The 13297-nt window shown below is 71.0% G+C and carries 14 protein-coding genes; 9 read left to right on the forward strand and 5 right to left on the reverse strand.

What is annotated here, in order from left to right; all coding sequences use genetic code 11:
- Positions 1-73: 73 nt before the first annotated feature.
- Positions 74-490, reverse strand: coding sequence for a spore wall synthesis regulator SsgD (ssgD, locus tag IEZ01_RS00005; protein WP_028798157.1), 417 nt, complete (start codon positions 488-490; stop codon positions 74-76).
- Between the two features lie 208 nt (positions 491-698).
- On the opposite strand from ssgD, the gene IEZ01_RS00010 reads away from it, so the two are divergent.
- The gene (locus IEZ01_RS00010; protein ID WP_229832541.1) at positions 699-1892 is read left to right on the forward strand and encodes a WD40/YVTN/BNR-like repeat-containing protein; all 1194 of its coding nucleotides are present in this window, start codon (positions 699-701) and stop codon (positions 1890-1892) included.
- Here the strand turns inward: IEZ01_RS00010 and IEZ01_RS00015 are convergent.
- Positions 1889-2188, reverse strand: coding sequence for a YciI family protein (locus IEZ01_RS00015; protein WP_019890599.1), 300 nt, complete (start codon positions 2186-2188; stop codon positions 1889-1891). The genes IEZ01_RS00010 and IEZ01_RS00015 overlap by 4 nt on opposite strands.
- 125 nt (positions 2189-2313) lie before the next feature.
- Here IEZ01_RS00015 and IEZ01_RS00020 point away from each other — a divergent pair, with 125 nt between their 5' ends.
- Complete coding sequence (locus IEZ01_RS00020) at positions 2314-3054, forward strand: endonuclease V (RefSeq protein WP_189199167.1); 741 nt, start codon at positions 2314-2316, stop codon at positions 3052-3054.
- Complete coding sequence (locus IEZ01_RS00025) at positions 3051-3428, forward strand: VOC family protein (RefSeq protein WP_189199169.1); 378 nt, start codon at positions 3051-3053, stop codon at positions 3426-3428. The genes IEZ01_RS00020 and IEZ01_RS00025 overlap by 4 nt, the downstream gene beginning before the upstream one ends.
- Positions 3429-3526: 98 nt before the next feature.
- Here IEZ01_RS00025 and IEZ01_RS00030 read toward each other — a convergent pair whose 3' ends face one another.
- Entirely contained in the window at positions 3527-4705 is a 1179-nt protein-coding gene (locus IEZ01_RS00030; protein WP_019890603.1) for a saccharopine dehydrogenase family protein, read from the reverse strand.
- A gap of 56 nt (positions 4706-4761) precedes the next feature.
- A complete protein-coding gene (locus IEZ01_RS35815) occupies positions 4762-5136 on the reverse strand; it encodes a mycothiol transferase (protein WP_308427116.1) in 375 nt (124 codons plus the stop codon).
- 156 nt (positions 5137-5292) lie between these two features.
- Between IEZ01_RS35815 and IEZ01_RS00040 the strand changes: the two genes are divergently transcribed.
- The 6 genes from IEZ01_RS00040 (at position 5293) to IEZ01_RS00065 (ending at position 12511) form a co-directional block, all read left to right on the forward strand.
- Complete coding sequence (locus tag IEZ01_RS00040) at positions 5293-6444, forward strand: CaiB/BaiF CoA transferase family protein (RefSeq protein ID WP_052185702.1); 1152 nt, start codon at positions 5293-5295, stop codon at positions 6442-6444.
- Positions 6444-7586, forward strand: coding sequence for an acyl-CoA dehydrogenase family protein (locus tag IEZ01_RS00045; protein WP_189199171.1), 1143 nt, complete (start codon positions 6444-6446; stop codon positions 7584-7586). Before IEZ01_RS00040 ends, IEZ01_RS00045 begins: the two co-directional genes overlap by 1 nt.
- 31 nt (positions 7587-7617) lie before the next feature.
- Positions 7618-8832, forward strand: coding sequence for an acetyl-CoA C-acetyltransferase (locus tag IEZ01_RS00050; protein ID WP_189199173.1), 1215 nt, complete (start codon positions 7618-7620; stop codon positions 8830-8832).
- A gap of 35 nt (positions 8833-8867) precedes the next feature.
- Entirely contained in the window at positions 8868-11051 is a 2184-nt protein-coding gene (locus IEZ01_RS00055; RefSeq protein ID WP_189199175.1) for a 3-hydroxyacyl-CoA dehydrogenase NAD-binding domain-containing protein, read from the forward strand.
- A 204-nt stretch (positions 11052-11255) separates the two neighbouring features.
- Complete coding sequence (locus IEZ01_RS00060; RefSeq protein WP_189199177.1) at positions 11256-11615, forward strand: hypothetical protein; 360 nt, start codon at positions 11256-11258, stop codon at positions 11613-11615.
- On the forward strand, positions 11612-12511 hold the full coding sequence (locus IEZ01_RS00065; RefSeq protein WP_189199179.1) for a hypothetical protein: 900 nt from the start codon (positions 11612-11614) through the stop codon (positions 12509-12511). Before IEZ01_RS00060 ends, IEZ01_RS00065 begins: the two co-directional genes overlap by 4 nt.
- A gap of 3 nt (positions 12512-12514) precedes the next feature.
- Here IEZ01_RS00065 and IEZ01_RS00070 read toward each other — a convergent pair whose 3' ends face one another.
- Entirely contained in the window at positions 12515-13288 is a 774-nt protein-coding gene (locus IEZ01_RS00070) for a MerR family transcriptional regulator (RefSeq protein ID WP_019890613.1), read from the reverse strand.
- Positions 13289-13297: the final 9 nt, after the last annotated feature.

A 13297-nucleotide genomic window follows, 5' to 3' on the forward strand; every position in this document is an offset into this window, starting at 1 on the left:
AAGCTCCCCAGCCCTCATACAACCAGCGAACTACCGAACACCCAATGTGACAAGACCCGCTAACAAAGCACTACTAGATGGCGTCCCGGAGCAACTCCGCCAGATCCTCGTCCAGATCGAGGTACTGGTGCTCGCCCCCCGACGGCACCAGAAGCTGCGAACGGTGCAGGAAACCGCGCACCTCGGACGTACGGATATGGACCATCGCCACACCCTCCGGAGCATGGAACTCCAGCACCGTGCGGTCGTACCCGTACGGCCTCACCCGTACGTCGCCGACACCGGCCGGCCGGTCCATGCCCGCCGCAAGCAGATCCCGGGAGAACGCCCAGGACACCTCGACGCCCTCCAGCGTCGCGGGCGGCGGGAACGCCATGCTCACCGCGAACGGGTCCTTGGGGTCGTAGCGCAGCGTGGCGTGCACGGTCTCCATGCGCGGCGCTGACGCGACCATGCGGGCCTGCACGGCCTGCTCGATGACGGTGGACAAGGCCTTGCTCCTCGCGCGCGGCTTCTGTGACGTCTCCCTGACACCTGGGAGGACGACGAAATCCGCCGGGGCGTGCACTGTCATACGGCGTGACCTGCGTCACCGCCATCGTTGTCAGTGCACCGCGCAACCGCACGTCGCAGCGTGACATCGCACGGTCACCTCGCACCCTGGACGGGACCTGCCCCGTCGGCTAGCTTCCGGCGCCATGACGTCCATGGGGAAGACGAGACGAACGGTGTCGGTGGGGCTATGCGGGGCGGCGCTCGCGGCCGCCCTCGCGGCGCCCGCCCAGGCGCACACGACCGAGGCGCACGACATGACCGCGCCGGCCCACCCGGCCAAGGCGCACAACATGACTGCGAAGCACCAGCCGACCGAGGCGCAGGGCACGGCTGAACCGAGTACGACGGCTGACAGCCGCCCGGAGCGGACGCCCTGGAAGCTCACCGCCACCGGCACCGACGCACGGTTCCGGGGGCTCGCCGCCGTCAGCCGCGACAGCGCCTGGGTCGCCGGCTCCAAGGGAACCGTCCTGCGCACCACCGACGGCGGCCGCACCTGGCGGAACGTATCGCCGCCCGGCGCCGCGGAGCTGGAATTCCGCGACATCGAGGCCTTCGACACCAAGCGGGCCGTCGTCCTCGCCATCGGCGAGGGGGAGGCGTCGCGCCTCCTGCGCACCGACGACGGCGGCGCGACCTGGACAGAATCCTTCCGCAACACCGACCCGAAGGCCTTCTACGACTGCGTCACCTTCTTCGACCGCAGCAACGGTCTCGCCATGAGCGACCCGGTCGACGGCAAGTACCGCATCCTCGCCACCGGCGACGGCGGAAAGTCCTGGAAGGTGCTGCCCAGCAAGGGCATGCCCGACGCCCTGCCCGGCGAGGCGGGCTTCGCCGCGAGCGGCCAGTGCCTGGTCAGCTCCGGCCCCAAGGACGTCTGGCTGGCCACCGGCGGCGGCGCCACCGCCCGCGTCCTGCACTCCGCCGACCGCGGACTCACCTGGACGGCCACCGAATCCACCATCCCGGCCGGCGACCCGGCACGCGGCGTGTTCGCCCTCGCCTTCCAGGGCCGCCACCACGGCATCGCCGTCGGCGGCGACTACCGCAAGGACCAGCCCTCACCCCGGGCGGGAGCGGTGACCCGCGACGGCGGCCGCACCTGGCAGCAGGCATCCACCCCACCGCCCGCCTACCGCTCCGGTGTCGCCTGGCTGCCGCACAGCCGCACCGCGGCCCTCGCCGTCGGCCCCACGGGCACGGACCTCACCCTCGACGGCGGCCGCAGCTGGCGCACCGTCGACACCGGCTCGTACGACACCGTCGACTGCACGCCCGACATCGGCTGCTGGGCGGCGGGCGAGAAGGGCCGGGTGGCGCGCCTGGGCTTCTAGACGGGCAGCTGCTGGCGGTACGGGGCGAGTTCCGGCGCCGTCTTCGTCGCCACGAACTCCGTGATGCGGTACGCGCACACCCCGCCGGTGGTGAAGGGGTCGGCCGCCGCGATCTTCTCGATCTGCGCGCGGTCGTCCCCCACGGCGAGGATCACCCCGCCGTCACGCGGGTTCTTGCGCCCCGAGGCGATGAACACCCCGGCGGCGTACTGCGCGTCCAGCCACTCGACATGCGCGTCGAGGAGCGCGTCGACCTGCTCGACGGGGGCTGTGTAGGTCAATTCCAGTACGAACATGATCGGCAGGCTACCGGCGCCGGCCCGCCGCCCGCGGCCCCGTCCGACTCGCGGACCCCCAGCCCCCGCCGCCCCTTCGCCGTCGCCATACGCCGGCCCAGGCTCCCCGTAAGGTGGCCGTCACCATGAAGATCATCGAAGCGCCCGCGGGCTGGCCCGCCGACGAGGCCACCGCACGGGCCGTACAGGACGAACTGCGCGGCAAGGTCGTACTCGACGAGGCCGGCCCCACCCCCGGGAACGGCGTCGTGACCGGGGTGGACGTGGCATACGACGACGAACGGGACGTCGTCGTCGCGGCCGCCGTCGTCCTCGACGCCCGCAGCCTGGACGTCGTGGAGAAGACCACCGCCGTCGGACGGATCTCCTTCCCGTACGTACCCGGCCTGCTCGCCTTCCGCGAGATACCGACCGTCCTCGCCGCCCTGGAGTCCCTGAACACCGACCCCGGACTGGTCGTCTGCGACGGATACGGGCTCGCCCACCCCCGCCGCTTCGGCCTCGCCAGCCACCTCGGAGTCCTCACCGGCCTGCCCGTCATCGGCGTCGCCAAGAACCCGTTCACCTTCACCTACGAACAGCCCGGCGAGCGCCGGGGCTCGACCGCCGCGCTCGTCGCCGACGACAGCCACGGCCGCGAGACCGTCGGCCGCGCCCTGCGCACCCAGGACGGCGTCAAACCCGTCTTCGTCTCCGTCGGCCACCGCGTCACCCTCGACGCCGCCTGCGCGCACACCCTCCACCTCAGCCCCCGCTACCGCCTCCCGGAGACCACCCGCCACGCCGACGCCCTGTGCCGGCAAGCGCTCAAGGACATCTCCCGGACGCTTGAGGACCCCTCCCGGAAAGGACCCCGCATCCAGTGATCGGCAGCCTCCAGTGCGTCGTCCTCGACTGCGCCGACGTCCTTGCCCTCGCCCGCTTCTACCAGGGGCTCCTCGGCGGTGAGGTGAACCGCCCCGACCGCCAGTGGTCCCTGGACGACGACTGGGCCACCCTCCATCCCGGCACCGGCCCCGTGCTGGCCTTCCAGCGCGCCACGGACCACCGCCCGCCCGTCTGGGGCGACCCGAGCCGCCCCCAGCAGTCCCATCTCGACATCCGCGTCGACGACCTGGAGCTCGCCCACCGCGACGTACTCGCCCTCGGCGCCACCCTCCTCGACGACGGAGGCGGCACGCGCGCGTGGCGCGTCTACGCCGACCCGGCGGGCCACCCCTTCTGCCTCGTACGGCACTGACCACCGCCCCGCCCCCGTACGCCACCACCCGGCGCCGACCGCGCCCCGTCCCCGCCCTACCTGGCTCCGCCACCAGCCGACGTGACCGCGCCCCGCCCTTACCTGGCGTCCGCCACCCGGAACCGGATCCCCGCCGCCCGCAGCCGCCCCAGCAGCGCGTCGCCCATCGCCACCGCCGTCGTGACCTGCCCGGACGTCTTCGGCAGCGCGTCGAAGGCGAGCGCGAGCGCCGACTCGGCGAGCATCTTCGCCGTCTCGTCGTACCCCGGATCACCACCCGACACCTCGGTGAACACCCGCCGCCCACCGCCCTCGCCCACCAGCCGCAACGAGAACCAGCTCCGCCCCCGGCGCTCCTCGTCCGGCCCCTGGCCCGGCGCGTAACGCTCCATCAGCCACCGCCGCGCCCACGGCACCTGCGCCAGGGCCGCCCCCGCACCCACCACCGCCACCCCGCCCAGCGCCATCGGCAGCGTCTTCACCGAGGCATAGTGCCGGTAGCGGAAGTCCGGCCCGTACCGCGCCAGCGCCGCCGCCGACCGCGCCACCACCTGCGGGTCCAGCGTCGGCAGCGGCAACGCCCACGTGCCCGTCTCCACACTGAACCGAGGCCCGCCCAGCACCGCCCGCGCCCGCCGCCCCACCAGCCGCGGCTCATGCAGCCGCCGCTCATGCGCCGCCCGCACCATCTGCCGCCCGCGCCCCATCGCCGTCAGCGCCGAGGCGAACGTACCGCCCGAGAACAACGCACCCACCCGCAAGAACCCGTCCACCCGCAACGGCACGTCCTCCGGCAGCTGCTGGACCGTGAAATACACGCCCAGATCATGCGGCACCGAGTCAAAACCGGCCGCGTGCACCAGCCGGGCCCCCGTCTCCCGGGCCAGCGCGTCGTACCGCACGTACATCCGATCGACGAACTCGGCCTCACCGGTCAGGTCCACATAATCCGTACCGGCCTCCGCACAGGCCGCCACCAGACCCTCCCCGTACCAGACGTACGGACCGACCGTCGTCGCCACCACCCGCGCCGAAAGCGCCAGCTCCCGCAGCGATCCGGCATCGTCCGCGTCCGCGCACAGCAGCGGCAGCTCCGCACAGTGCGGCCACCTCGCGGCGAGCCGCTCGCGCAACGCCTCCAGCTTCACCCGGCTGCGCCCGGCGAGCGCCCAACGGCACCCCTCGGGAGCGTGCTCGGCCAGGTACCGCGCGGTCAGCTCCCCGACGAACCCGGTCGCCCCGAAGAGCACCACGTCATACGCCCGCCCTGTCTCCATCCAGCCCTCCGCTGCGCCCCCGCGGGCTCCCCGCCCGCTGTCGTCGGAGGCGGAGCCTAGCGCTCCCGCGCCCGGGGCCGTACGCCGGGCCGCGGCCTCACTCGCCGGTGGCGCCGGGCCGCCACCGCCTCACCCATCAGGGTGTTGGAGAACCAGCTACGTTCCACCTCCGCCAGATGGCGGACCAGCCCCAGCGGCGAAAGCCCCGAAGGCGGCACCGCCCGCGCCCTGAGCTGCTCCGAGGTCAGTCCCGCGTACCTTCCATCGCCGGCGCCGCGCGCGGGAAGTGGAGGATGCCGGTCAGTGTGGCGCGCTCGCCGCCCGTGTGCGGGGGCTCGATTCTGGTGTGATCGTCCCTCGGCACGTCCTTCCGAACCGGCGGTCACGGCCGCCGGTCGATTTCGGGGCGTGGACCCGCACCGGCCGGCCACAGGGCTTGTGCGGAGTGGAACGCGTTCCTAGCATCACCGGTGTTACATCAGTTGTGTCATACCGAAGTTGTGTCCTACCGAGTTGTGTCACATCGCAGTCGTGTCACACCTCGGCCATGTCACACCGCAGTCGTGCTCATACCGCTTGGGGGCTTGATGACGGCACCACCGACCCACCCCGCCCCGGGCCCCGGCCCGAGCGGCCCGCTCACCGGCCTACGCGTGATCGAACTCGCCGGCATCGGCCCCGGCCCGTTCGCCGCCATGCACCTCGCGGACCTCGGCGCCGACGTCGTACGCGTCGACCGCCCCGGCGGCCCCGGCCTCGCCATCGACCCCACCCATGACCTCACCAACCGCAACAAACGCTCCGTACTGATCGACCTCAAATCCGACACCGGCCCCACCCACGTCCTCGACCTCGTCGAACGCGCCGACATCCTCATCGAGGGCTACCGGCCCGGCGTCGCCGAACGCCTCGGCGTCGGCCCCGACACCTGCCTCGCCCGCAACCCCCGCCTCGTCTACGGACGCATGACCGGCTGGGGCCAGCACGGCCCCCTCGCCCACCGCGCCGGCCACGACATCGCCTACATCGCCCCCACCGGCACCCTCGGCATGATCGGCACGGACGGCCAACCACCCGCCATCCCCGCCAACCTCCTCGGCGACTACGCGGGCGGCGCCCTCTACCTCGTCATCGGCGTCCTCGCCGCACTCCAGCACGCCCGCACCACCGGCCAAGGCCAGACCGTCGATGCCGCCATCGTCGACGGCACCACCCACCTCTCCACCATGATCCACGGCATGCTCGCCGCCGGCGGCTGGCACGACCGCCGCGGCACCAACCTCCTCGACGGCGGCTGCCCCTTCTACGGCACCTACGAAACCGCCGACGGTCACCACATGGCCGTCGGCGCACTCGAGCAGCAGTTCTACGACGAATTCACCCGCATCCTCGGCATCGCCGACCAAGCCCCCGCCCGCAAAGACCTCACCCGCTGGGCCGAACTCCGCGACACCATCGCCCGGCGATTCCGCACCAAGACCCGCGACGAATGGACCGCCCTCTTCGAAGGCTCCGACGCCTGCGTCGCCCCCGTACTCTCCCTCCGCGAAGCCCCCACCCACCCCCACCTCGCCGCCCGCGCCACCTTCGTCGAACACAGCGGCATCACCCAGCCCGCCCCCGCACCCCGCTTCTCCGCCACCCCCGGCACCATCCACCGCGGCCCCGCCCAGCCCGGCGCCGACACCGCCGAAGTCGCCCGCGACTGGCACCTACCCCACCTGCACCAGGAGCCCTGATGGAACGCCGCCTCTACGACACCGACCACGACGCCTTCCGCGAGACCGTCCGCACCTTCCTCACCAAAGAAGTCCTGCCCCACTACGACCAGTGGGAGAAAGACGGGATCGTCTCCCGCGACGCCTGGCTCGCCGCCGGCCGCCAAGGCCTCCTCGGTCTCGCCGTCCCCGAAGAGTACGGAGGCGGCGGCAACCCCGACTTCCGCTACAGCGCCGTACTCGCCGAAGAATTCACCCGCGCCGGCACCCCCGGCCTCGCCCTCGGCCTCCACAACGACATCATCGGCCCCTACCTCACCATCCTCGCCACCGAAGAACAGAAACAACGCTGGCTCCCCGGCTTCTGCACCGGCGAAACCATCACCGCCATCGCCATGACCGAACCCGGTGCCGGCTCCGACCTCCAAGCCATCCGCACCACCGCCGAAGACCACGGCGACCACTGGATCCTCAACGGCTCAAAAGCCTTCATCTCCAACGGAATCCTCGCCGACCTCGTCATCGTCGTCGCCAAAACCACCCCCGAAGGCGGCGCACACGGACTCTCCCTCCTCGTCGTCGAACGCGGCATGCCCGGCTTCGAACGCGGCCGCAACCTCGACAAAATCGGCCAGAAATCCCAGGACACCGCCGAACTCTTCTTCAACGACGTCCACGTCCCCAAAGAGAACCTCCTCGGCGAACTGGGCGGCGCCTTCATCCACCTGATGACCAACCTCGCCCAGGAACGCCTCGCCATAGCCATGGCCGCCATCACCGCCGCCGAACACCTCCTGGACCTCACCACCCGCTACGTCAAAGAACGCGAAGCCTTCGGCCGGCCACTCGCCAAACACCAGCACATCCGCTTCGAAATAGCGGAAATGGCCACCGAATGCGCCGTCACCCGCACCTTCCTCGACCGCTGCATCGAAGACCATGCGGACGGCCAACTCGACGCCGTCCACGCCTCCATGGCCAAATGGTGGGCCACCGAACTCCAAAAACGCGTCACCGACCGCTGCCTCCAACTCCACGGCGGCTACGGCTACATGACCGAACACCCCATCGCCCGCGCCTACACCGACGGCCGAATACAAACCATCTACGGCGGCACGACCGAAATCATGAAAGAAATCATCGGCCGCTCCCTGCTCGGCTGACCCACCAAGCACCCTCACGAAAGGCACCCCAGTGAGCACCGAAGCATACGTATACGACGCGATCCGCACCCCCCGCGGCCGTGGCAAAGCCAACGGCGCCCTCCACGGCACCAAGCCCATCGACCTCGTCGTCGGCCTCATCCACGAAATCCGCCGCCGCTTCCCCACCCTCGACCCCGCCGCCATCGACGACATCGTCCTCGGCGTCGTCGGCCCCGTCGGCGACCAGGGCTCCGACATCGCCCGCATCTCCGCCATCGCCGCCGGACTCCCCGACACCGTCGCCGGAGTCCAGGAAAACCGCTTCTGCGCCTCCGGCCTCGAAGCCGTCAACATGGCCGCCATGAAAGTCCGCTCCGGCTGGGAAGACCTCGTCCTCGCCGGCGGCGTCGAATCCATGTCCCGCGTCCCCATGGCCTCCGACGGCGGCGCCTGGTTCGCCGACCCCATGACCAACTTCGACACCGGCTTCGTCCCCCAGGGCATCGGCGCCGACCTCATCGCCACCCTCGAAGGCTACTCACGCCGCGACGTCGACGAATACGCCGCACTCTCCCAAGAACGCGCCGCCACCGCCTGGAAGGACGGCCGCTTCGACCGCTCCGTCGTCCCCGTCCGCGACCGCAACGGCCTCGTCGTCCTCGACCACGACGAACACATGCGCCCCGGCACCACCGCCGACTCCCTCTCCGCCCTCAAGCCCTCCTTCGCCACCATCGGCGACATGGGCGGCTTCGACGCCGTCGCCCTCCAGAAGTACCACTGGGTCGAAAAAATCGACCACGTCCACCACGCCGGCAACTCCTCCGGCATCGTCGACGGCGCCTCCCTCGTCGCCATCGGCTCCCGCGCCGTCGGCGAACGCTACGGACTCACCCCCCGCGCCCGCATCGTCGCCGCGGCCGTCTCCGGCTCCGAACCCACCATCATGCTCACCGGCCCCGCCCCCGCCACCCGCAAAGCCCTCGCCAAAGCCGGACTCACCATCGACGACATCGACCTCGTCGAAATCAACGAAGCCTTCGCCGGCGTCGTCCTCCGCTTCGTCCAGGACATGGGCCTCACCCTCGACAAGGTCAACGTCAACGGCGGCGCCATCGCCATGGGCCACCCCCTCGGCGCCACCGGCGCCATGATCCTCGGCACCCTCATCGACGAACTCGAACGCCAGGACAAGCGCTACGGCCTCGCCACCCTCTGCGTCGGCGGCGGCATGGGCATCGCCACCATCGTCGAGCGCGTCTGACCGCCCCGTTCCCACCCCCTTACGGAGAAGCAGCAATGACCGCAACGCCGACCAGCACCACCATCCGTTGGGAACAGGACGACACCGGGATCGTCACCCTCGTCCTCGACGACCCCAACCAGTCCGCCAACACCATGAACCAAGCCTTCAAGGACTCCATCGCCGCCGTCGCCGACCGCGCCGAAGCCGAGAAGGACACCATCCGCGGCATCATCGTCACCTCCGCCAAGAAGACCTTCTTCGCCGGCGGCGACCTCAAAGACATGATCAAACTCCGGCCCGAAGACGCCCAGCTCGCCTTCGACACCGGCACCGCCATCAAGGCCTCCCTGCGCCGCATCGAAACCCTCGGCAAGCCCGTCGTCGCCGCCATCAACGGCGCCGCCCTCGGCGGCGGTTACGAAATCGCCCTCGCCTGCCACCACCGCATCGCCCTCGACACCCCCGGATCCAAGATCGGCCTGCCCGAGGTCACCCTCGGCCTCCTCCCCGCCGGCGGCGGCGTCACCCGCACCGTACGGCTCATGGGCATCGCCGACGCCCTCCTCAAGGTCCTCCTCCAGGGCACCCAGTACTCCCCCCGGCGCGCCCTCGACAACGGCCTCGTCCACGAAGTCGCCACCTCCACCGACGACATGCTCGCCAAGGCCCGCGCCTTCATCGACACCCACCCCGAATCCCAGCAGCCCTGGGACGTCAAGGGCTACAAGATCCCCGGCGGCACCCCCTCCAACCCCCGCTTCGCCGCCAACCTCCCCGCCTTCCCCGCCAACCTCAAGAAGCAACTGGCCGGCGCCCCCTACCCCGCCCCCCGCAACATCCTCGCCGCCGCCGTCGAAGGCTCCCAAGTCGACTTCGACACCGCACTCGTCATCGAGGCCCGCTACTTCACCGAGCTGGTCACCGGCCAGACCGCGAAGAACATGATCCAGGCCTTCTTCTTCGACCTCCAGGCCGTCAACGCCGGCCGCAGCCGCCCCAAGGGCATCGAACCCCGCACCGTCCGCAAGGTCGCCGTCCTCGGCGCCGGCATGATGGGCGCCGGAATCGCCTACTCCTGCGCCAAGGCCGGCATCGACGTCGTCCTCAAGGACGTCACCCCCGAAGCCGCCGCCCGCGGCAAGGCCTACTCCGAAAAACTCCTCGCCAAGGCCCTGGCCAAGGGCCGCACCACCGAGGCCAAGCGCGACGAACTCCTCGCCCGCATCACCCCCACCGCCGACGTCAACGACCTCGCCGGCTGCGACGCCGTCATCGAAGCCGTCTTCGAGGACACCACCCTCAAGCACCGGGTCTTCCAGGAAATTCAGCACATCGTCGAACCCGACGCGCTGCTCTGCTCCAACACCTCCACCCTGCCCATCACCGGCCTCGCCGAAGGCGTCGACCGCCCCGCCGACTTCATCGGCCTGCACTTCTTCTCACCCGTCGACAAGATGCCGCTCGTCGAAATCATCAAGGGCGCACGCACCGGCGACGAGGCCCTCGCCCGCGCCTTCGACCTCGTACGCCAGATCAGGAAGACCCCGATCGTCGTCAACGACTCCCGCGGCTTCTTCACCTCGCGCGTCATCGGGCAGTTCATCAACGAAGGCGTCGCCATGGTCGGCGAAGGCGCCGACCCCGCCTCCGTCGAACAGGCCGCCGCCCAGGCCGGCTACCCCGCCAAGGTGCTCTCCCTCATGGACGAGCTGACTCTGACCCTGCCCCGCAAGATCCGCAACGAGACGCGCCGGGCCGTCGAGGAAGCCGGCGGCACCTGGGCCGGACACCCCTCGGACGTCGTCATCGACCGCATGGTCGACGAATTCGGACGCCCCGGCCGCAGCGGCGGCGGCGGCTTCTACGAGTACGACGAGGCGGGGAAGCGCACCCGTCTCTGGCCCGGCCTGCGCGAGCACTTCACCAAGCCCGGCGTCACCATCCCCTTCGAGGACATGAAGGAGCGGATGCTCTTCTCCGAGGCCCTGGACACCGTCCGCTGCCTGGAGGAGAACGTCCTCACCTCCGTCGCCGACGCCAACATCGGCTCCATCATGGGCATCGGATTCCCCGCCTGGACCGGGGGAGTGCTCCAGTACATCAACGGCTACGAGGGCGGAGTGGCCGGCTTCGTGGCACGGGCGCGGGAACTGGCGACGGAGTACGGGGAGCGGTTCACGCCGCCGGCGCTGCTGGTCGCGAAGGCGGAACGGGGCGAGATCTTCACCGACGACTGACCGGTGACTGATCGCTGACAGTTGTCATCCGATCTTTGTCATTGGGCAGCGGTCATCCGACAGCGGTCATCGGTCAGCCGCAGATCGACCGCCCCCGTCGCACCGCCCGATCCTCCGATCGAGCGGTGCGACGCCACCACCACGTGTGGGTCCGGCCGACCGGCGGGGGCGGCCTCTACGCTCGCGGACGATCAAGGAGGTCGGATGCGAGAGAAGACCGGTCGCTGGATCCGGAGCGCCCTGTTCGCCGTCCTCGGCGCGTGGGCGGCCACCATGCTGGTCGGCTGTGGTTCCGACGAGCCCGACGACCAGGAGGACCCGCCGTCCCCACCGGCCGTGTCGTCGACCTCGCCCCCACCGCCACCGGCCACGGCCGAGACCGACGGGACCGACGAGCCCCCTGCGCCTCCACCGAACCAGGGCACCGGGGGCCCCTCGATCGCGCCGCCTCCGCCGCCGCCGACGGCCACCGGCACGGACGACGGCGGCCCGACTTCCGCCCCGACCCTGACCCCCACAGACCGGCCGCCCTCCCCTGAAGTGCCCGGTACCGACACCACGTGAGCGAGCCCCAGGACGAGCCTCCGCGCCCAGGGCCCCTGGGCGGCCTCGACAGTCCCGGCGCGCTCCTCAGGGTGGTGGTCGCGCAGGGCACGTTCATCGCCGCGCTGCTGTTCTATCTGGGCGCGATGTACACCAGCACCTTCTACCGGTACTTCCACATCTCCCTGAACTCGCTCGACCTGGGCTTCGGCGAGCAGGTGACCCAGAGCCTGCACCTGCTGAAACTGGAGGTCCTGGTGGCCGCCGGTGTGATCGTGCTGCTCGTGGCCGCTCCATGGGTACGCCGCCGCGCCCGGACCGGGGCGCGGGCGTACGGCGGCGGCGCGCCGCCCGTCTCCAAGCTGGAGGTCGTGGCCGGCCGCGCGTCTCTGGCGATCGTGGCAGCGGGGGTTGTGCTGCTGGCGCTGTGGACCGAGATCCAGCCATACGGCTGGGTCGCGCCGCTCGTCATCGCGGCCGGTCTTCTCCTGAGTCAGTGCCGGGACTCCGCCGGCCGCCGCCCGCGGGGCTTCCGCCGCAGGGCGCTACCCGTCTTCGTGGCGGGGGCCTTCGTCTTCTGGGCCCTCACCCAGGTCACCGTCGAGACGGCCCGCCGTGATGCCGGCGACCACGCGCGCCGGGTCGCCGACTGGACGGGGGTGGTCGTCCTCAGCAGCCATCCGCTGGCGCTGCCCACCGGAGGTGGGCTCCAGAAGGAGGTCCTGCCGGGCGGTCTGCTCCACCGCTACCGCTACAGCGGTCTGCGTCTGCTCCTGGAACGCAACGGCCGCTACTTCGTCGTCCCCCTGGGCTGGAACGCCAGGACCGACGCGATCTACGTCATCCGCGAAAGCGACACCACCTGGATCGGCCTGACCCCGGGTACCCAGCCCCGCGTCCTCGGCCTGGGCGCCTGAGCCCTAGGTCTGGGCCGGTCCGGTCTCCGGCCGTTCGCCGTTCGCCGTGCCGAACGCCTCGCGCAGTTCCTCCCGCAGCGACCGCTGGAACGCCGTGACCAGGGCCTGGATCACCATCGGCTGCATGTGCGCCGACAGCGACTTCATCGCCGCCACATGGTCGGGGTCCGACTCCCGCTCGCGGTAGGGGTCCCACACCTCGTCGCGGAAGAGCCGGGACAGCTCGTGCGCGGCGGCGCGGGCGTGTTCCAGGAGGACGGTACGGGAGGCGAGGATCGTCTCGTGGGCGATGGGCACCTCCAGCAGTTCGACGCCGAGCCTGAGGAGGGTGGCGTCCAGACGGAAGACCTCCGGGTCGGGGCCGCGGTCGAGGACGCCCATCGCCGCCAGCCGGTCGATGTCGACGTTCGTCAGCGCCCGGCCCGCCCGGCGTTCGAGGTCACGGCGGGTGATCTCCTCCGCCGACTCGGGCGCCCAGGAGGCCACCAGGGCGCGGTGGATGGCCAGGTCGTGGGCGCTGAGGTCCGGCGGCAGCTGTTCCAGGTAGCGTTCGATCGCGGCGAGGGTCATGCCCTGATGCTGGAGCTCCTCGATCAGGGCGAGCCGGGACAGATGCTCCGGCCCGTAGCGCCCGACCCTTCGCGGCCCGATCACCGGTGGGGGAAGCAGGCCCCGGGTGCCGTAGAAGCGGACGGTTCGCACGGTGACCCCGGCCCGCGCCGCCAGCTCGTCGACGGTGAGCGTCTGCTCCGCCGGCTCGTCGGTCTCGGTCGACATGTGCTTGCC

This window comes from Streptomyces purpureus, from assembly GCF_014648195.1.
GTDB lineage: Bacteria > Actinomycetota > Actinomycetes > Streptomycetales > Streptomycetaceae > Streptomyces > Streptomyces purpureus.

Bases quoted from the DNA above. Each gene is read 5' to 3' on its own strand.
- IEZ01_RS00010 (WP_229832541.1), top strand. From the start codon at position 699: ATGACGTCCATGGGGAAGACGAGACGAACGGTGTCGGTGGGGCTATGC.
- IEZ01_RS00015 (WP_019890599.1), bottom strand. From the start codon at position 2,188: ATGTTCGTACTGGAATTGACCTACACAGCCCCCGTCGAGCAGGTCGAC.
- IEZ01_RS00020 (WP_189199167.1), top strand. From the start codon at position 2,314: ATGAAGATCATCGAAGCGCCCGCGGGCTGGCCCGCCGACGAGGCCACC.
- IEZ01_RS00030 (WP_019890603.1), bottom strand. From the start codon at position 4,705: ATGGAGACAGGGCGGGCGTATGACGTGGTGCTCTTCGGGGCGACCGGG.
- IEZ01_RS00040 (WP_052185702.1), top strand. From the start codon at position 5,293: ATGACGGCACCACCGACCCACCCCGCCCCGGGCCCCGGCCCGAGCGGC.
- IEZ01_RS00045 (WP_189199171.1), top strand. From the start codon at position 6,444: ATGGAACGCCGCCTCTACGACACCGACCACGACGCCTTCCGCGAGACC.
- IEZ01_RS00055 (WP_189199175.1), top strand. From the start codon at position 8,868: ATGACCGCAACGCCGACCAGCACCACCATCCGTTGGGAACAGGACGAC.
- IEZ01_RS00060 (WP_189199177.1), top strand. From the start codon at position 11,256: ATGCGAGAGAAGACCGGTCGCTGGATCCGGAGCGCCCTGTTCGCCGTC.
- IEZ01_RS00070 (WP_019890613.1), bottom strand. From the start codon at position 13,288: ATGTCGACCGAGACCGACGAGCCGGCGGAGCAGACGCTCACCGTCGAC.